Origin of the sequence: Exiguobacterium sp. s140, assembly GCF_018617035.1 — a bacterium.
Taxonomy (GTDB): Bacteria; Bacillota; Bacilli; order Exiguobacteriales; family Exiguobacteriaceae; genus Exiguobacterium; species Exiguobacterium profundum.
This window is the reverse complement of the sequence record NZ_JACSJK010000003.1, coordinates 109,004-125,483: the sequence shown is the minus strand read 5'-3', so window position 1 is coordinate 125,483 and position 16,480 is coordinate 109,004. Positions and strand designations below refer to the sequence as shown.

At 42.1% G+C, this 16,480-nt stretch carries 28 protein-coding genes; 27 read left to right on the top strand and 1 reads right to left on the bottom strand.

The features are described 5' to 3' along the window. Positions 1-123: 123 nt before the first annotated feature. The 4 genes from KNO61_RS11520 (at position 124) to KNO61_RS11505 (ending at position 3,859) form a co-directional block, all read left to right on the top strand. Entirely contained in the window at positions 124-606 is a 483-nt protein-coding gene (locus tag KNO61_RS11520; protein ID WP_214688546.1) for a hypothetical protein, read from the top strand. 127 nt (positions 607-733) lie between these two features. Then, positions 734-3,106 (top strand): preprotein translocase subunit SecA, encoded by a 2,373-nt coding sequence (secA, locus tag KNO61_RS11515; RefSeq protein ID WP_214873391.1) that lies wholly within the window; start codon positions 734-736, stop codon positions 3,104-3,106. 83 nt (positions 3,107-3,189) lie between these two features. Further along, on the top strand, positions 3,190-3,426 hold the full coding sequence (locus KNO61_RS11510; protein ID WP_214688548.1) for a hypothetical protein: 237 nt from the start codon (positions 3,190-3,192) through the stop codon (positions 3,424-3,426). Between the two features lie 37 nt (positions 3,427-3,463). Beyond that, complete coding sequence (locus KNO61_RS11505) at positions 3,464-3,859, top strand: hypothetical protein (protein WP_214688550.1); 396 nt, start codon at positions 3,464-3,466, stop codon at positions 3,857-3,859. A gap of 26 nt (positions 3,860-3,885) precedes the next feature. Here KNO61_RS11505 and KNO61_RS11500 read toward each other — a convergent pair whose 3' ends face one another. Further along, positions 3,886-4,161, bottom strand: a complete 276-nt coding sequence (locus tag KNO61_RS11500; protein ID WP_214688552.1) for a hypothetical protein — start codon at positions 4,159-4,161, stop codon at positions 3,886-3,888. Positions 4,162-4,310: 149 nt separating this feature from the next. Between KNO61_RS11500 and KNO61_RS11495 the strand changes: the two genes are divergently transcribed. From KNO61_RS11495 to KNO61_RS11385, 23 genes are all read left to right on the top strand, one after another. Continuing rightward, positions 4,311-4,895, top strand: coding sequence for a hypothetical protein (locus KNO61_RS11495; RefSeq protein WP_214688554.1), 585 nt, complete (start codon positions 4,311-4,313; stop codon positions 4,893-4,895). Positions 4,896-4,990: 95 nt separating this feature from the next. Then, on the top strand, positions 4,991-5,359 hold the full coding sequence (locus tag KNO61_RS11490) for a hypothetical protein (RefSeq protein WP_214688555.1): 369 nt from the start codon (positions 4,991-4,993) through the stop codon (positions 5,357-5,359). Between the two features lie 77 nt (positions 5,360-5,436). Beyond that, positions 5,437-6,036 carry a P-loop NTPase family protein gene (locus KNO61_RS11485; protein WP_214688557.1) on the top strand — a complete coding sequence of 200 codons (600 nt, stop codon included), beginning with the start codon at positions 5,437-5,439 and terminating at the stop codon, positions 6,034-6,036. Positions 6,037-6,275: 239 nt separating this feature from the next. Further along, the gene (gene nrdI / locus KNO61_RS11480) at positions 6,276-6,680 is read left to right on the top strand and encodes a class Ib ribonucleoside-diphosphate reductase assembly flavoprotein NrdI (RefSeq protein WP_214873389.1); all 405 of its coding nucleotides are present in this window, start codon (positions 6,276-6,278) and stop codon (positions 6,678-6,680) included. Position 6,681: 1 nt separating this feature from the next. Next, positions 6,682-8,835 (top strand): class 1b ribonucleoside-diphosphate reductase subunit alpha, encoded by a 2,154-nt coding sequence (nrdE, locus tag KNO61_RS11475; RefSeq protein ID WP_251030830.1) that lies wholly within the window; start codon positions 6,682-6,684, stop codon positions 8,833-8,835. Between the two features lie 69 nt (positions 8,836-8,904). Further along, a complete protein-coding gene (gene nrdF, locus KNO61_RS11470; protein WP_214688561.1) occupies positions 8,905-9,957 on the top strand; it encodes a class 1b ribonucleoside-diphosphate reductase subunit beta in 1,053 nt (350 codons plus the stop codon). Positions 9,958-9,991: 34 nt separating this feature from the next. Beyond that, positions 9,992-10,246, top strand: a complete 255-nt coding sequence (locus KNO61_RS11465; protein WP_214873387.1) for a glutaredoxin family protein — start codon at positions 9,992-9,994, stop codon at positions 10,244-10,246. Positions 10,247-10,406: 160 nt separating this feature from the next. Next, positions 10,407-11,171 carry a DNA polymerase beta superfamily protein gene (locus KNO61_RS11460; RefSeq protein WP_214873385.1) on the top strand — a complete coding sequence of 255 codons (765 nt, stop codon included), beginning with the start codon at positions 10,407-10,409 and terminating at the stop codon, positions 11,169-11,171. 23 nt (positions 11,172-11,194) lie between these two features. Further along, positions 11,195-11,728, top strand: a complete 534-nt coding sequence (locus KNO61_RS11455) for a Panacea domain-containing protein (RefSeq protein ID WP_214873382.1) — start codon at positions 11,195-11,197, stop codon at positions 11,726-11,728. A gap of 22 nt (positions 11,729-11,750) precedes the next feature. Continuing rightward, positions 11,751-11,930 (top strand): DUF3797 domain-containing protein, encoded by a 180-nt coding sequence (locus KNO61_RS11450; protein ID WP_371816602.1) that lies wholly within the window; start codon positions 11,751-11,753, stop codon positions 11,928-11,930. Between the two features lie 5 nt (positions 11,931-11,935). Continuing rightward, a complete protein-coding gene (locus tag KNO61_RS11445) occupies positions 11,936-12,178 on the top strand; it encodes a hypothetical protein (RefSeq protein ID WP_214873378.1) in 243 nt (80 codons plus the stop codon). Positions 12,179-12,503: 325 nt separating this feature from the next. Beyond that, positions 12,504-12,665, top strand: coding sequence for a hypothetical protein (locus KNO61_RS11440; RefSeq protein ID WP_214688574.1), 162 nt, complete (start codon positions 12,504-12,506; stop codon positions 12,663-12,665). A 67-nt stretch (positions 12,666-12,732) separates the two neighbouring features. Then, positions 12,733-12,945 carry a hypothetical protein gene (locus tag KNO61_RS11435; RefSeq protein WP_214873376.1) on the top strand — a complete coding sequence of 71 codons (213 nt, stop codon included), beginning with the start codon at positions 12,733-12,735 and terminating at the stop codon, positions 12,943-12,945. A gap of 38 nt (positions 12,946-12,983) precedes the next feature. Further along, a complete protein-coding gene (locus KNO61_RS11430) occupies positions 12,984-13,175 on the top strand; it encodes a hypothetical protein (RefSeq protein ID WP_214688578.1) in 192 nt (63 codons plus the stop codon). A 51-nt stretch (positions 13,176-13,226) separates the two neighbouring features. Beyond that, positions 13,227-13,418, top strand: a complete 192-nt coding sequence (locus KNO61_RS11425; RefSeq protein ID WP_214688580.1) for a hypothetical protein — start codon at positions 13,227-13,229, stop codon at positions 13,416-13,418. A gap of 58 nt (positions 13,419-13,476) precedes the next feature. Then, the gene (locus tag KNO61_RS11420) at positions 13,477-13,650 is read left to right on the top strand and encodes a hypothetical protein (RefSeq protein ID WP_214688582.1); all 174 of its coding nucleotides are present in this window, start codon (positions 13,477-13,479) and stop codon (positions 13,648-13,650) included. A gap of 40 nt (positions 13,651-13,690) precedes the next feature. After that, entirely contained in the window at positions 13,691-13,867 is a 177-nt protein-coding gene (locus tag KNO61_RS11415) for a hypothetical protein (RefSeq protein WP_214688584.1), read from the top strand. Between the two features lie 64 nt (positions 13,868-13,931). After that, the gene (locus KNO61_RS11410) at positions 13,932-14,105 is read left to right on the top strand and encodes a hypothetical protein (protein ID WP_214873374.1); all 174 of its coding nucleotides are present in this window, start codon (positions 13,932-13,934) and stop codon (positions 14,103-14,105) included. A 48-nt stretch (positions 14,106-14,153) separates the two neighbouring features. After that, the gene (locus KNO61_RS11405; protein WP_214688588.1) at positions 14,154-14,393 is read left to right on the top strand and encodes a hypothetical protein; all 240 of its coding nucleotides are present in this window, start codon (positions 14,154-14,156) and stop codon (positions 14,391-14,393) included. Between the two features lie 100 nt (positions 14,394-14,493). Beyond that, positions 14,494-14,691, top strand: a complete 198-nt coding sequence (locus KNO61_RS11400) for a hypothetical protein (protein ID WP_214688590.1) — start codon at positions 14,494-14,496, stop codon at positions 14,689-14,691. 214 nt (positions 14,692-14,905) lie between these two features. Beyond that, positions 14,906-15,526 (top strand): 5' nucleotidase, NT5C type, encoded by a 621-nt coding sequence (locus KNO61_RS11395; protein WP_214873371.1) that lies wholly within the window; start codon positions 14,906-14,908, stop codon positions 15,524-15,526. Positions 15,527-15,604: 78 nt separating this feature from the next. Continuing rightward, positions 15,605-16,198: a guanylate kinase gene (locus KNO61_RS11390; RefSeq protein WP_214688594.1), complete on the top strand. Its 594-nt coding sequence runs from the start codon at positions 15,605-15,607 to the stop codon at positions 16,196-16,198. Positions 16,199-16,201: 3 nt separating this feature from the next. Beyond that, on the top strand, positions 16,202-16,408 hold the full coding sequence (locus tag KNO61_RS11385) for a hypothetical protein (protein ID WP_214688596.1): 207 nt from the start codon (positions 16,202-16,204) through the stop codon (positions 16,406-16,408). The last annotated feature ends 72 nt before the right edge of the window (positions 16,409-16,480 follow it).

Sequence of the window (16,480 nt, the reverse complement as noted above, 5' to 3'; positions counted from 1 at the left end):
CTTTCTTTTTTTGTTGAAAACGATTGACGTTGTTATGAAGTGAATCATATTGAAATAGCATAAAGGGAAGCTAATGAGGCTTCCTGCCATAACACATCATCTTTCAGTAAAGGAGTGGTAATCATGAAAACAACCAAGATGAAACAAATCATGTCGTCTGCAGGACTGACATTTTTCGCTCTCGGGATGACTGCGCCAGTACTCATGCCGACTCAGGCAGAAGCTTCTGGAGTAGATAAGATTGTCGAAAGCACAAGCGATGGCGTCATGATGAAGAATCAGACGTTGTCCACCACACAGACCGATGAGAACGGAAACAAGTATTACTCAGCATCCGGAGAGATTCCGAGCGTCAATGCGAAGCAGGCTTCGGATTGGGCTGAACGCAAAGGGGGAGACTTTGTGAGCGTCCTGACGACGTTCGCATACCCATTCTCGATTGCGATTTTCGTTATCTCTGTATTCCTTGTCGGTCTGGGAGCGATTGCAAAAAATGACTGGCTCAAACGAGGCATCTTCGGGATGGCGATTTCGATTGTTGTCTTTACGGCAACGATTTTCGCACCAGAACTTCTGCAATTCTTCTCAGAATGGTTGGCATCTTAAGAGAGACTTCGGTCTTTCTTTTTTTTATGGCTCGTAAGTGATATAAGCACTAATATTTTTGACAATAGTCAAATATAAATGAGAGAATTTAATAACTCAGATGAAATAATGACAAGGAGTGTGGGATATGGGTATTTTAAAACGCTTAAAAGAATCAGAGACGAAACGATTTCTAAAACAGGCTGAAAAGAAAGTAGTCAAAATTGAGTCGCTCTCAGATGAAATTCGAAAACTATCTAATGAAGAAATTCAATATAAAACGACGGAATTCAAGAATCGATTGAAAAATGGTGAGACGCTCGATGACCTTTTGGTCGAAGCATTCGCCGTATGTCGAGAAGCCTCTGAACGCATCTTGGGCATGCGTCACTATCCCGTACAATTAGTCGGTGGTATCGCCTTGCATCAAGGTACAATTGCGGAAATGAGAACAGGTGAAGGGAAAACATTGGTAGCGACTTTAGCGGCTTATCTGAATGCCTTAACCGGAGAAGGTGTCCATGTCGTCACGGTGAATGATTATTTGGCGAAACGAGACCATGACATTATGGCGCCACTCTATCATTTCTTAGGATTGACGACAGGGGTCATCACGGGTGATGACGAAGCGGAAGAGCGGGCGAAACAGTATGATGCGGACATCACTTACATCACGAATACTGAGCTTGGTTTTGATTTCTTACGAGACAATATGGTCATGAGTCCAGAGGAGCGAGTTCAGCGAAAACTTGTTTATTGCATCGTCGATGAAGTCGATAGTGTTTTGCTTGATGATGCGAGAACACCACTTATTATTTCAGGTGGAGGTGAAGAGCCGACACATTATTACAAGCTCGTAGACATGTATGTTCGAACATTGAAGAAGAAAACAGATTTTGAAATCGATGAAGAGACAAAACAAATCTGGTTGACCGATGCCGGAATCGATAAGACCGAACGATTCTTTCGATTGAAGAACTATACCAGTGATGAGGGGACGAGTATCCGGTTCCATGTTGAAAAGGCTCTCTATGTCCATCAGTTCATGGAAGTAGACCGTGATTACATCCTTCGAAAGGGTGAAGTCCTTATCATTGACCAAGGGACGGGACGGGTATCTGAAGGGCGTCGCTTCTCGAATGGTTTACATCAAGCACTTGAAGCAAAAGAAGGTGTGAAAGTACAGCGTGAGAATAAAACATTCGCCACAATTACGTATCAGAACTTCTTTCTCCTCTATACGAAAATTTCAGGTATGACTGGTACCGCTAAAACGGAAGAGTTGGAATTCAGAGAAATTTATGGATTACCGGTTCACGTCATTCCGACAAACAAACCTGTTCAACGAGAAGACCATGACGATAAATTATATGTTTCAGCGAAAGCGAAATATGATGCGATTGTCGAGGATGTCTTAGACTGTATTCGGCGTGGACAACCGGTGCTCATTGGTACTTCTAGTATTGAGAAATCAGAATTGGTGTCCGATTTGCTCAAGGAGAGAAATGTTGAACATGTCGTGTTGAATGCGAAAAATCATGCGATGGAAGCAGAAATTATCAAAAACGCAGGAAAACGAGGAACCGTCACGATTGCGACAAACATGGCGGGACGTGGAACCGATATCAAGTTGGGTGAAGGAGTTCGTGAGGTCGGTGGACTGAAAATCATTGGTACCGAACGACATGAGAACCGACGTATCGACAATCAACTTCGAGGTCGGGCAGGACGCCAAGGAGACCCTGGTTCTTCTCAGTTCTATCTCTCATTCGATGATGATTTACTTCGAATCTTTGCACCACCTTCCATCCGACAACGTCTCAAACAATTTGTGACTGATGAATCTGCTCAAATCGAGAACAAGCTTCTCTTAAAGACGATTCAATCCTCACAAAAGAAACTAGAAGGCAATCATTATGATATGCGTAAAGAAACTATCAAGTATGACAGCATCAACAATCAACAACGGATGAAACTCTATCATGAGCGCAATCTATTGCTTGATGGAGAAGTCAATGTCATCGATGCGTTAAAGAGCGCCACTTTGGATTGGGTCAAGCGAATGTTTGCAATCGAGTTTGCGGATTGGATGATTCATCGTGATGACGAAAGCTATTTCCACTCCACGAACCGATTTGTAGAAGTGATGGCGATTCAAGGCGTTACGATTCCGAAGAAAGAGATGGAATCATTAGAAGGACAGTCACCTAAGGTTGTGGAAGACTGGGTTATCTCTCAAGTCGAACCATTATTCAATATGCGAGCGCAGAGCATTCAAGACGAAGAAAACGTATTGCGTATGCAAGTCTTGCAAGCGATTGACCATGCTTGGACTGAGCATTTGGAGACGCTAAATCAAATCAAAGAGAATGTGCGATTTGCCTCATATAAACAGGCGAATCCCGTGCAAGAGTATAATCAAGAAACGTTAGTGGCGTTCAATCAAATGAGTGACACCATCACCACTTATATGGCACGAATTTTTCTACGACTCAGCGTTTCGGAAGAGGCTGTTCAGTAAGAAGAGAGGAATTCCTCTCTTCTTTTGTTCGTGAGAGAATCTACTGCATAGGATAGCTGATATAGATAGAAAGGGGAGATGACATGGGGCACTATGTGATGAACAAAATGCTTCTGTTTTTAATGTCTGTTTCCTTGTTAGCATTCGGCATCCATTTTTACGAGAAAATCCATACCACGTTGATTGTTTCGATTATGGCTATCGGATATGTAGGATTGGGAATAATCGCATGGTTGAACGAGAAGAAATATAAACATCTAAAACAGAAGAGCAAGAAGGTAAAGCAAGATAAAATTGACTATAGTCAAAATAAAAATTAATCTATAATTACAAATAGATGCAAGGGGGACTATATTGATGAATATGCAAAAGGACTTCGGAAGTGATTTGGATTTCTCCTTTTTAGAACACGAACTGATTCAGGACAGTGATGTACAAGTATTAAAAGAGATGACACAGAATGTGCATTGTGATGTTGATGTATTTCCATTACCAAACTTTTTGACTAAAATTCAAGACACGTTTGAAAATGGAGCGGTAGTATACAGTGCGAGAGATATCGAGGAGATGGAGTTTATCGGAGTGAATATCAACGATGAAGAAGTAGGGTGCATCGGGGTATCATTCGGGAAAATTGGAGAGACAGCACCTATGGTGACACTCCGTTTCCAAAAGAACCTGAAACAGGGACAGGATGTATTTACACTGAAGTTCATCGACTCACCTGAAACTGAATATGCTCTAAACGCATAAAAGCCTGCGATTTTGCAGGCTTTTATCTATGACTGAGTTTTTAGCCACATTTCAAATTGATATATCAAATGTGATAGACTCTCGATTACGTTATGATGTTCTTCATCAATCTGTTTCCATCGATAAGTGACATCTTCTCCAGACTCAAGACGTTTTTTTATCAACCAAAAGGAATGATTCGCCTCATCCTGCTCGGAACATTCAGCACCTTGTAAGAGTTCGTTCTGTTTTTCAAGAAGGATATTCAACATATCTCTATCATTTATATGCACACAAGCTGTCGTTGGGAGTTCGATTCTCATTTTTGATTCACCCCTTCCCATAGAGTATACCCGCTGTCACTAAAAATAGTCAATTTTATTTGACAATTCTAGGGCGGAATGAAATCTTCTTGATTGACGTAAGTTAAATCAAGAATCAAATTGAATTGACGAAAAGAGGAGGGGGTAACATGGAGAAATTACCCGTGTTGAAACAGCATACACCGATTCATAAATGGAGAAACGTCTCAGAACATGTCGGAATCGGGGATATCATCTATGTGACAAAACAAATCGAATCAAATGCATTCCGGTTTCAATTGACCTATAAAGACTTCATCGTAGAGTGGGAGAATCAATCGGAAGAAGAAACTGAATATCGACAAAAGGTCGAATCCGACTGTTTGAGATTGCTTGAGGGAAACAAGTGGTCTGAACAATATATTGGTCATGCCTATCAAGGCGAGAATGGTTTGGTTTTGTTTTCTATTTATGACCTCACATTTCATGTGTACCTAGATTCAGATGTTGTGCAAAAAATCGCTAAATCTTTAGGATTCTCTGTACATCCAATCTTATTTCGTGGATGTGTAAGACCTGCCGAGAACCAGTCTGTCTCGGAACATTTGAAGGAAGTTCTAAATGAAAGAGCTCGTTATCATTTAAAACACACATCAGAACCCGTGATTATCGAAAATATCTCACGATTTTCTACATTCAAGCGAGTCATTGGAAAATGGGATGTTCAACAACCGCAAGGACAAGATGTCCACTAAAAAGAACCGGAAAGAATCAGGTTTGTTTTTTGACTATTTGTATAAAAATATTTATACTATAAGTAATGAAATAAACCAAAAAAGGAGATTCGGATATGGCTAAAATCGTACCTAAACGAGTCACTGTCGTCAGTATTGAATATGATTTGAATATTGTTGGGGTTGGAGAGAGAATCGTTCTGTATCGGGATGTAAACAATTCTTATGACAAGAAGGCGATAGTCGCCGTTCGGGAATCAAATGGTATGAACCTCGGATTCGTCTCAGGAAATAAGCATACGGTACTATCGGGTTGCGTATCCAACCGTGTACTGCATCCGTTTGTCCCGTCCGATGCAATACCCGTGGTAGGAAAGGTCGTCCAAAAAAGCATGGTCAATTTCCGAAATGGTGACCTTGTAACCGGATTAATCGTCGAAGTTCAAGTTATCGAGCTAGATGATGTGGTGCCGAACGCAGGATGAATAATGGCAAAATGATAATGGAGAGGGGTCTATATATGGACTTGAATACACTGAAACAAAGACATGAGGAATTAAAGATGAAGACACATGCCGAAGAAATGGCTCTCAAACTGCTTGAGGAACAGAAAAGCAAGCAAGAAAAAGAGTTATTCAAGGTTCAAAGGGAGAATTATGATAAGAAAATCCTAAAAGAACTTTTGGAAAAGTCTTCAGACGAAGCTCGAAAGAATGGAAAAGAAGTCTTGGAGAAGACAGCGACGAATTCGGTTCAGATGGTGCTCGGCGAATCCTACTCCGTGCAAATCAATCTGGATTCACAGCGTGGCGTCCCGACGGCGGATGTCGATATCGTGAAAGAGACCACCAAAGGAAAAATGGTCATCGAGGCGATGGAAGAAGGCGGGGGAATTCGAGACATCATTTCCCTATCCACGTTCGTATCGACAGGAATGCTTGTCGGTGAGGGCAACAAAGCCCCGAACTTTTTTGATGAGCCCACGAAATTCGTATCTGCCGAGCATAAGCCCGCAGTTGCAAGCTTCATGAAAGAACTTGTGTCCTACACAGAGAAACAGACGATGCTCGTCACCCATGACCTAGAGCACCTCCCTTCTGTCGGAGATGCCGTATACCTGGTAGAGATTGAAGACGGTGTGAGTCGGATGACGAAACAATAATGATTGCAAGTTTGAATGCACCTTGTCGAAAGACGAGGTGTATTTTTTGTGTATATAGGACGAAATAGTGTGAGAAAAAAGTGAAGAAACATCGAACAGATGAATAGAGTATTAAAACAAAGTGAGTGGACGCAGACAGAGAGAATTTCGTCCATTCATTTTTTGTTCTTTCAGTACCATTTGGAAAACTGAGGAAATCAGGTCGTTTTGTTTTTTGCGTATAGAAGGGAGTGATTGAAATGAAGAGACCGCTCATCATTGCTTATGATTCTCGAACGGGCAACACAGAATGGTTCGCCAAACAGCTAGGGTTTCCAACAATGCCTGTTACTTCGTTCGAAGGAGAAGTAAATGCAGACATCTTCTTGGTGACACATACCTTTGGAAAAGGAAGTGTTCCAGAAAATACGCATGCTTTTCTAAACCGTTATGCAGGAAACACGATTGGAACTTGTGTAAGTGGTGATACCCGTTGGGGGGCGCTCTTTGCATTGGCAGGTGACAAGATTCGATTGGAATATGAGATTCCTTTAATCAGAAAAATAGATATTCGGGGGTACCCTGAGGATGTCCGGTCTGTAAAAGAGTGGATACAGACGTGGTTGAAAATGCAAGATATCGAAAACAAAGAATGGGGGAGATGATATGACAAAAGAAGCATTAATGGAAGAAACGACGCATCATGTCGTGAGTGAAATCCCGGAATGGATTCTCTATAACAACATGGTGGTCGATGAAGAAGGAAACCCGAAAAACTTAGAAATGGACAAGAAAGCAGTACGTTCCTATTTCTTGAATCATATCAACCAGAACATGGTTTTCCATCACACGCTAAAAGAAAAATTAGACTACCTGGTCGAGTATGATTACTACGAATCCGAGTTCTTGGAGAAATATACATTCGAACAGATTAAAGAAGTATTCCAAACCGCCTATGACATCAAGTTCCGGTTCCAATCCTTTATGAGTGCATTCAAAGTCTACAACGATTACATGCTGAAGACGAATGACAAAAAGCGTATTTTGGAACGATACGAAGATAGAATGGCAGTCATTGCCTTGTATCATTCGAACGGTGACTTCGAGAAGGCGAAGCGGATGGTTAAATCTTTGGTGAATCAAGAATTCACACCCGCAACGCCGACACTCTTGAACACAGGTCGCAAACGTCGTGGAGAATTCGTATCCTGCTTCTTGCTGAAATGCGGAGACTCGTTGAATGACATTGCACGCACGCACGAACAAGCGATGCAACTGTCTAAAGGGGGCGGAGGCGTTTCGATTGATTTGACCAATATCCGAGCCCGAGGAGAGAGCATCAAGAAAGTTATCGGCGCCGCAAAAGGGGCGATGGGTGTTGCGAAATTGTTTGACCAAGCATTCCGATACGCTGACCAGATGGGTCAACGTCAGGGTGCAGGAGCTGTGTATCTGAACATCTTCCACTCAGACATCGAAGAGTTGTTGGCATCGAAATCGGTGAGTGCCGATTCAGACTCTCGTCTTGTGACACTATCTATTGGAGTCGTCATTCCTGACAAGTTCATTGAGCTTGCAAGACAGAATCAAGACATGTACGTCTTTTACCCGCAGACTGTAGTGGAAGAGTACGGTATTCCATTTAGTACGATTGCTGTCGATATGGAAAACTGGTATGACAAGCTAGTGGCGAACCCACGTGTGCGGAAGCGAAAGGTTTCAGCACGACAATTGCTTCAAACCATTGCCGTCATCCAAAGTGAGAGCGGATATCCGTATATCATGTACTCTGATAACGTGAACAAGGTAAACCCATTGGTGGACAAAGTGGAATTTAGCAACCTCTGCACAGAAATCCTTCAGCCGTCAGAACTCAGCTCGTATGCGGATTATGACAAGCGTCACGAGGACAAGGTGGGGATGGACATTTCGTGTAATCTTTCATCACTCAACATGAGAAACACGATGAAACGCAAATCTTTAAGAGAACCGGTATTCCTTGCGATGGACGTGATGAACTCGGTATCAGATTCTAGTAACATCAGTGCAGTCCCAGGAGTCGCCCGAGCGAACCGCTTGATGCGTTCCGTAGGTCTAGGCGTCATGGATGTACATGGCTATTTTGCAGAACAGTATGTCGCATACGGTAGCCCTGACTCCATCGAGTTCGCAGACGTGTACTTCAACATGGTCAACTTCTATACGCTCGAACACTCCATGCTCAAAGCGAAAGAAACCGGAGAGCGATTCTACAAGTTCGAAGAATCCACTTATGCAGATGGTACGTATTTCGAACGCCATGGCGAGATTATGCCGAAGTCCGATAAAGTGAAACAGATGTTTGATGGGATGCATATCCCGACACAAAAAGAATGGGACAAACTGCGGGAAGATGTCATGACGCACGGACTATACAATAGTCACCGTATGGCAATCGCCCCGACGGGTTCCATCAGTTACACCATGAATGCGACGCCTTCGGTCACACCGGTCAAGAAATTGGTTGAGGAACGGACTTACGGAAACTCAAGAACGTATTATCCGATGCCGAAATGTGATGAGGTCGGTTTCATGTATGAATCCTCTTACGACATGGACGCATTCAAGATTATCGATTTCCTTGCTACCGTTCAAAAGCATGTAGACCAAGGCATCTCGTTCGAACTGAACATCTATTCGACTATGGACTCACGTGAACTGCAACGAATCTATCTCTACGCTCACCACAAAGGACTTAAGACGCTCTACTACACAAGAACGAAGAAAGTCGAACTGGGAGAAGAGACAATGGTTGATGAATGCGAATCTTGTGCAGTCTAAAACCAATACGAGGGGGGAATCCCCCTCTACATTTTTTGATAATAAACAGAGACATGGGGGTGCTTTGAAATGAAAAAAACAGATGGATACACCGGAGCGAACTGGAATCAGCCTGAAGATGACTTCACACAACGTTTTTTCATGGAGTTGAAGAAGAACTTTTGGCATCCTGAAGAGATTCCGGTATCGACGGATAAAAATACATGGCAGGGACTATCAGAACAAGAAAGATGGGCTTATGTACAGAACCTTCAGCTTTTGACGTATCTGGACACGTATCAAGGTGACTTGGGGATGCCGGTAGTCGCTAGAGCGATTCCGGAACGATATCACCAACGCAAGGCGATGCTCACCTTTGCAGGAATGGAAGAGAATGCGGTGCATGCGAAGTCCTACTCGACCATCTTCCAGACGCTCTTGACGAAAGACCAAGAGAAAAAACTCATCAATTGGGCAGAAGAAAATAACGCACTTCAAGCATTGGTAGGCACGATTGTCGAACAATACAAGAAAATGGATAAGTTCATCTTCTACCGAGACAATGACATCATGGACGAACAAGACATCCTTTATCGTCGTGAATTATGGAAGACGATGGTCACGAGTGTATTCCTGGAGAGCTTCCTCTTTTATTCAGGATTTTATTCGCCGCTCTATTACTACGCTCAAGGGAAAATGATGCAATCCGGTGAGATTATCAACCTCATCATCCGTGACGAGCTAATCCACGGGGTGTATGTCTCGAAACTTGCGAAAGAAGAGTTCTCCAAGTTTGACGATGAGACAAAAGTAGAGCTGACCAAATGGATTAATGAACGAGTTGTCGAAATCCACGAGCTTCAGAAGGTTGTCATCGACGAGATTTACGTCCCGCTCGGCTTGCAAGAGGATGTGAAGTCTTTCTGTCGCTACAACGCAAACAAGGCGTTGATGCATTTAGATTTTGCTCCGGTCTTCCCTTACGAGGCAGTCAACAAGGTTATTCTGAACGGTCTGAGCACAAAGACGAAAGACTTTGAATTCTTCTCGATGAAAGGCAACGGATATCAGCGAATCGATATTGTTGAACTTGAGGATGCAGACTTCTACTTTGACGAACCGAGAACAGCCCTCACTGCATAAAAATAAAATTGAAGCATAAGAAGGAGTGAATGATATGAAGATGATGATGCTGACGAAAGAAGGGTGCCCCAAGTGCGTCCAGTTGAAGATGTTCTTAAAGATGGGGATGGCGGACAAATATAAGGATGAGATTGAGGTCATCCATAAAGATGAACAACCGGAACGATACCAAGAGCTTGTAGAACGTTTCGCTCTCCAGACCGCACCGGTGTTAATCCATGGTGAAGATGTCTTGCTAGATACCACCCCGATGAAGACCGAGGAATTTTTACGTACCCGCCTCGGGTGAACGATGTGAACGAAGCCTAGAGATTCTAGGCTTTTTTATTTTGACAATAGTCAAAAATAAATATACAATTAAAGGAGAGATAATCCCACATTCCTTCGCATAGCATGAATCAAGTAATGCGAAATGGTGTAGATATACCACTTGAAGGAGGAAGAATCATATGAGTGAAAAGGTATTCACGACAAGTGAATTGAAAGAACTGAAGGAATTTGAAGGAAGACAGGTCGTCTTGGTGGCGAAAATCGGTAGCGAGAACTATAACCTACACGACGAAACATCAGATGAGGACTATCGCATCTATGTGTTGCCAACTTTCGAGGACTTGTATGGCGGCAAGCGATATGTGAAGTCTGTCACATCTGAAACGGTGGACTATTCGGTTCACGACATTCGAGATTTAGCGAAACAATTGATGAAATCGAACATCAACTTTGTCGAGGCTCTGTTCTCTGTCGATTTGACGGTCAAACACGATGTTGTGGAAGAGATGCTGAAGATGCGGGAAAACATAGCAAAGATGAACCTTCCCTATTTCTACGATGCTTGTTTTGGGATGTTCCATAACAAGTTGAAGCATTTCGAAAGTTCGAGTCGAGAGTCGAACCGATACGTGGTTGCTTACGGTTATGACACCAAAGCGTTCATGAGCATGTACCGGATGATGGATTTCATTTTGCGGTATGAAGCAAACGGATTTTCGTCCTTTGTCGATGCGATTCGCTATTCAGAAGAAGAACGTGCGTATTTGCTTTCGATGAAGCATGGTCGATTCACAAAGACCGAAGCCGAGAATTTGATTCAATTGATGAAGGATAAGGTGCAAGGTGTGAAACCGGCATATAAAGGTCAACCTTTCCAAAGTGAGACCGAAACCGAACTGAACAAACTCTTGTTCGACACCGTAAAGAACCATATTCAACACTAATTTGTCTGAGAGGGTGGCTAGTCATGGCTCGTGCAATCGATGTGGCAATGTATTTATTGCGTTTGAGAGATAGTGATATGCGAACGACAGGCGATGCCCATTCCTTATGCAATCTCAAGATGCAAAGGCTGTTGTATTACTGTCAGGGAGGGCACTATCGTTGGGACAATGCAAGGTTGATTGATGACAATGTGTTCGAGTCCTGGGATTACGGACCTGTTATCCGTCAAGTCTATTATGTCTTCAGTTATAGAGGTCAGAACAATTTGCCTGCTCTGAAAGATTTGACATGTCATAAGAAATACAAGCAACCCAATCGCTATGAAAAGGTTCTGACAATCGATGAAAGGGAAACCATCGAGGCGGTATGGCAACATCTGAAAAAACTATCCGCTTTCGAGTTGGTCTTTCAATCGCAGTCAGAACCTCCTTGGAGAAATGCAAGGGAGTCGGGTTTGCTGTTCATCTCTGAAGATGAAATTAAAAACCACTTCCAAGACGATATCAATTTGACAGAAATGTCATCGGATAACGTTGGAGTAGTAGGTTCAGGATAAGGAGTGGTTCAGATTGAACGCTGTGAAAACATTGGAATTGATACGAAAGTACAATGCGTGTCCCGTCTGTGGCAGTGAAAGTGTCGGCAATGGCGCAGGAAGACTTGTTGTCGAAGAGGATTCTTTTTACCGTTCCTGTAAATGCGGATGGGAAGTCGAAACCGATGCCGACGGGAATGAAACGTCAAACGCTAAGGAGTGATTAAAATGAAGCTAGAACAGGCGATTGCGAAGCGTGAGCAACTCAAAAAGAAAGCCCAGGAATTGGATGCCTGGTTAAAGGTTCAACATTTTCAGAGCGACGAGGATAGACGACATCATCTGAGCATGCCTGAATACCCGGATGTTCACAGCAAATTTAGGGAGATTGTTGAAGAAATTTGGGATGAACATTATAAGTTAGATGAAAAAATCAAAAACGTAACAGCGGATTTGGTTATACAAGACTAATTAAAATATTCTGTTTGCTACCGACACGAAAGTCGGTAGCAATAAAGGGGTGAATGTCTCAAGTGAACATCTTGGAAACAATGTGTTTAATTTTAGTGATTGTCTCAACTTTCTTATTTGGTGCGCTGTTTTATCTGTTATCGGAGTTAGAGCGAACCAGAAAGGAAGCGAAGTTGTGGTACGACACATTGAAAGTGGTCGCTCAACAACGTGATGAAAGCGACAGCGAGAATCACGAACTAAAACAAAAGCTTCGATGTTACGAGTCTTCAAAGGTGAAATGGAAAGATTTGAAATAAAAATTATTGTATAAGGAGTGAGTTTGTTGGAACAAAAACGATTCTTACCAAACGGCGAAATGATTATCAAAACAGAGGAAGGCATTTATTTTCACAGTATTTCTGAGACGAGTATGCCCATCTTGATTGACAAAGAAGAAGGTGAGCTATTGTTCGGACAATCGACAATGACTAAAAAGGAGAAGTGAAGAACTTTCATATTATTGGACGCAGGTAAGTTGTTTAAATAACTTGATTCTTTGAGGAGTGGACATCATGAGTGCAACCAAACTGAAAAAAGGTGACAGAGTTGTCATGCACACCTGTTTAGAAGCAGAAAAATATGACGGAAAAATATGGACTTGTGAGTCGGACGAGTTCAAACATCATTCTAGCCATGATTTCACCGTAATCATGCTAAACGGGTTTAGCGGCTCATTCGCAACCGAATTTCTGCAGAAGGTTAATGTAGACCAATATAACGGATAGTAATACTACAAGATAAGATTTATTAGGGAGATGATAGGATGGACACGACACGCCTAAGACACGACCCCAACTTTAAAATAGGTCTAGTTGTCGGAATGGCTTTGGCACACGCACAAAAACATGTAGATGAAAATCAGGAGGGTATGACCACTGCACAGCGGGGATTAGAGATTGAGCGCATGACGAATCTCATTTTATTTGAGCTATTGGAGAAACCAATAAAATTATGATTTCCACGGACAGTTGGGTTAAAAGATAAATTCTATAAGGGGATAGATGGTGTGGACGAAATAGAAAAAGCAGACCTATGCAGTTTCACAATGGATTATGAAAAATCAAAAATTTTATTAAGTGTAATATTCAATAATCGAATGGTTGAGGTAGAACTTCAAGAATCTGACGTATTGAGTATGAAGCAGTGGTTTGATTTAGCTAAATTACGTAACGTAAACCCTGAATTATTTAACCAATAAAATTATGAATCAAACGCTCGCTTTGACTAAGAATATATTTTATTAGGAGATGACGAAAGTGAGAGATATCGAGCATTTTATCGGTAAGTGTGACGCTTCAGAATATGGAATTCATGAAATGGAGACCATTGATATAAGCGATGAAGATGAGCATGGAGATGTTGAAGTTTTAAAAAAATGTATCTTATGTGGTATAGATATAACTTCAATTCATGACGGAAGAAAATATTAAACTAATTATAAAATGATAATTTTTTTAGAGGGTGGTTAAAATGGCAACGACGATTTATTTGGTAACGAACGGATATTGGGTAGGCGGATACTACTTGAATAAAGAGAATGCAGAGAAATCTGTTCGAGAGCAAAATGAACTCGTAGAGAAGTACAGAGACCACAAAAATGTAGATAAGAGAGAATGGGTGATTGAAGAAATCTTAACGATGGATTGAACCAATGTATCATAACCTCTACGGTCAACTATACTATCTGAAAACGCATAGGAGAGTGAAGTCGATGGACAAAGGATTATATGCTATTCAACAACAACAGTTGCAACGAACCTATGGGGAGCTAAGAGCACTTCTCGCCTTACACTTTGACCCGATGAATCCACGAGACGAGGGCTATAAACGACTTGAGGAAATCATTGAGGGAACCATCAACGATTTGGGTGACGAACTCGGTTGAAGTTTGATAGTTATATTTTAAAATTAATTTTCTAAGGGAGATGTTTTTGTGAAAAAAGGAACTTTAATCGAATGTATTGATACTGTAATCATGACCGATGGTGTAGTCGCATTTGTCAAAGGTAATCAATATAAGACTTACCCTTACTCATTCCAATCTGGTTGGGACGAAATGCGAAAAGTAACGTGTGTTAAAAACGATAATGGCGAGCGCCATATTGTGTACGACGAATCTCGTGAGGAAAGCAAAGTGTTTTTCAATCGTCACTTTAAAGTCGTGGCTAAATAAATCTACGTAGATACCAAAGGGACTGAATAGAAGCCAGAACAATCTAGAGACTAATAACGTTAGACGTTGAAAGAACGTAATTCATTAGGAGATGGTTGAGATGACAAAGGAAATCGCAATTCAAAACATCAATGATTTCATGAAGAATCGTGGGTACGATTTTAGCGTACATCATATCCTTGATGCCTATATTCACTATTTCAAGAAAGGCTACTATGTCAGCGAGACCACAATGGATTCCATCAAGCATTTGACAGAAGAACTTGAGTTTTTATCTTCGACTCAAACCGATGAATGATTTGGGAAGGAAATCGAATGCTTCGAGCCTTGAATGAAACGAAAATAGAAATCACTTAAAACAATAGCAGAGAGGGGAACCTCTCTTTTTTATACACAATTGTTGTTGCAGTTCAGCATGACACGTTCTGCTAATAAAGTTGGGTGTTCTCCATAAGATAAGGTATAGAGAGAGACTAGGGAATGAAAATTACATTTAGCGAGGGGATATGAATTTGAAAAAACAACCAGTAATTTTAGTAGACATGGACGATGTGTTGGCGGAGTTCACAGAAGAGTGGCTACGACGATACAACGAGGATTATGACGACACCATCACGGCAGAAGTGTTCGACGGATGGGATGCGGTGAATAGTGTCAAACCAGAGTGTGGTGTGAACATTTTGGATTACTTCAAAGCGCCTGGTATCTATCGACATTTGAAACCGAAAGCCGGCAGTCAGGCGGTCATGCAGGAACTCATCGACTTGGGAGCGGAGGTCATGATTGTGACCGATTCACCGATGGGATGTACATTCGGAGGTCAGGACTGGAAAGGTAGCAACCCGACCGATGACAAACGGGCATGGCTCATGGAACATTTTCCGATGATTCCTGTCGAAAACGTCATCGTGGCTCGTAAGAAGTGGTTCGTCATCGGAGACGTTTTGATTGACGACAAGCCTGCGACGATTGAAAAATTCCAAGAAATGAATCGGAAAATTATCGCAATGGAGATGCCGTATAATCGAAAAACACCTGCACGATTGCGTGCCAAGACATGGGAAGATGTCCGTGAGATTCTCTTGCGAGAGTTTTATCCTGAGCTCGAAGTGGCAGTTGGAAGTAACGGCTAAAGGAATTTGTGAAAACACGCATTAAATTTTGACTATAAAGTAAAATAAAATAAACATTTAAACAAAAGGAGTGTATGTATGAACACAACTATGATGAAGGAACGAAAACTAGATGCATCGAAATCGACGCTTTTTGTCATTTCTGGACCTTCGGGTTCTGGAAAGACATCGAGCATCCGACAGGTCATGGATAACGAGGTGGTCAGTTTCACAACCCGAGCGCCACGAGCGGAGGAAGTCGATGGCTTTGACTATGTATTCACATCGGTAGAAGAAGTTGACCGGATGGAAGCCTCAGGAGAATTGGTCGAGCGAGTCAGCTATGCGGGGAACTCGTATGGCATCTCGAAAGACGAGCTCTACGGGAAACTCGCAAACGGGGATGCTTTCGTCATCGTGGACTATCACGGTTTTCAACAGATTCAAGCCCTCTATGACAACTATGTCTCTGTCTTCTTCTCGATTGACGTAGAAGATGCCCGTCAACGGATGTTGGAGCGGGGAGATAAAGAGGATGTCATTGAAGGGCGACTAAAAACGTATGCGAAAGAGTTGGCAAATCAACAGCATTACGACTTTGTCATTCAGAACACATACGGAAAACAGAATGAAACAGTTGAAGTTCTCAAACAAATCGTATCGGGAGAATTCGTTGCGACGAAGGGGGCATAAGGTATGAAACATGCTTTTGATGCATATCGAAAACATCAGGGACATCAGAGTGCGAGTAGTGGGAATCACGTTGACATGGTCGTGACAACGAGCAATCGTATTGTCACAACTATGTCCTATCGATTTGAGAAGAGCCTTGGAGATGTGGCGGGTGTAAGATATCCGTCATCCAAATCAAATTATGCGCTCTATCTCGAACGTAGCGTGTGAAGTGAATGCCTCCTCTTAAGAGGGGGCTCACCACCCGAATCAAAAAATTCATCATATTCGAATCGGCATCTT

Excerpts from the sequence above, each read along its gene's own strand:
- KNO61_RS11490 (WP_214688555.1), top strand. The coding sequence starts at position 4,991 with ATGGCTAAAATCGTACCTAAACGAGTCACTGTCGTCAGTATTGAATAT.
- KNO61_RS11520 (WP_214688546.1), top strand. The coding sequence starts at position 124 with ATGAAAACAACCAAGATGAAACAAATCATGTCGTCTGCAGGACTGACA.
- secA (WP_214873391.1), top strand. The coding sequence starts at position 734 with ATGGGTATTTTAAAACGCTTAAAAGAATCAGAGACGAAACGATTTCTA.
- KNO61_RS11500 (WP_214688552.1), bottom strand. The coding sequence starts at position 4,161 with ATGAGAATCGAACTCCCAACGACAGCTTGTGTGCATATAAATGATAGA.
- KNO61_RS11435 (WP_214873376.1), top strand. The coding sequence starts at position 12,733 with ATGAGTGCAACCAAACTGAAAAAAGGTGACAGAGTTGTCATGCACACC.
- nrdI (WP_214873389.1), top strand. The coding sequence starts at position 6,276 with ATGAAGAGACCGCTCATCATTGCTTATGATTCTCGAACGGGCAACACA.
- KNO61_RS11390 (WP_214688594.1), top strand. The coding sequence starts at position 15,605 with ATGAACACAACTATGATGAAGGAACGAAAACTAGATGCATCGAAATCG.
- KNO61_RS11485 (WP_214688557.1), top strand. The coding sequence starts at position 5,437 with ATGAAGACACATGCCGAAGAAATGGCTCTCAAACTGCTTGAGGAACAG.
- KNO61_RS11445 (WP_214873378.1), top strand. The coding sequence starts at position 11,936 with ATGAAGCTAGAACAGGCGATTGCGAAGCGTGAGCAACTCAAAAAGAAA.
- KNO61_RS11455 (WP_214873382.1), top strand. The coding sequence starts at position 11,195 with ATGGCTCGTGCAATCGATGTGGCAATGTATTTATTGCGTTTGAGAGAT.
- nrdE (WP_251030830.1), top strand. The coding sequence starts at position 6,682 with ATGACAAAAGAAGCATTAATGGAAGAAACGACGCATCATGTCGTGAGT.
- KNO61_RS11510 (WP_214688548.1), top strand. The coding sequence starts at position 3,190 with ATGGGGCACTATGTGATGAACAAAATGCTTCTGTTTTTAATGTCTGTT.
- KNO61_RS11460 (WP_214873385.1), top strand. The coding sequence starts at position 10,407 with ATGAGTGAAAAGGTATTCACGACAAGTGAATTGAAAGAACTGAAGGAA.
- KNO61_RS11495 (WP_214688554.1), top strand. The coding sequence starts at position 4,311 with ATGGAGAAATTACCCGTGTTGAAACAGCATACACCGATTCATAAATGG.
- KNO61_RS11430 (WP_214688578.1), top strand. The coding sequence starts at position 12,984 with ATGGACACGACACGCCTAAGACACGACCCCAACTTTAAAATAGGTCTA.
- KNO61_RS11415 (WP_214688584.1), top strand. The coding sequence starts at position 13,691 with ATGGCAACGACGATTTATTTGGTAACGAACGGATATTGGGTAGGCGGA.
- KNO61_RS11465 (WP_214873387.1), top strand. The coding sequence starts at position 9,992 with ATGAAGATGATGATGCTGACGAAAGAAGGGTGCCCCAAGTGCGTCCAG.
- KNO61_RS11410 (WP_214873374.1), top strand. The coding sequence starts at position 13,932 with ATGGACAAAGGATTATATGCTATTCAACAACAACAGTTGCAACGAACC.
- KNO61_RS11505 (WP_214688550.1), top strand. The coding sequence starts at position 3,464 with ATGAATATGCAAAAGGACTTCGGAAGTGATTTGGATTTCTCCTTTTTA.
- nrdF (WP_214688561.1), top strand. The coding sequence starts at position 8,905 with ATGAAAAAAACAGATGGATACACCGGAGCGAACTGGAATCAGCCTGAA.
- KNO61_RS11400 (WP_214688590.1), top strand. The coding sequence starts at position 14,494 with ATGACAAAGGAAATCGCAATTCAAAACATCAATGATTTCATGAAGAAT.
- KNO61_RS11385 (WP_214688596.1), top strand. The coding sequence starts at position 16,202 with ATGAAACATGCTTTTGATGCATATCGAAAACATCAGGGACATCAGAGT.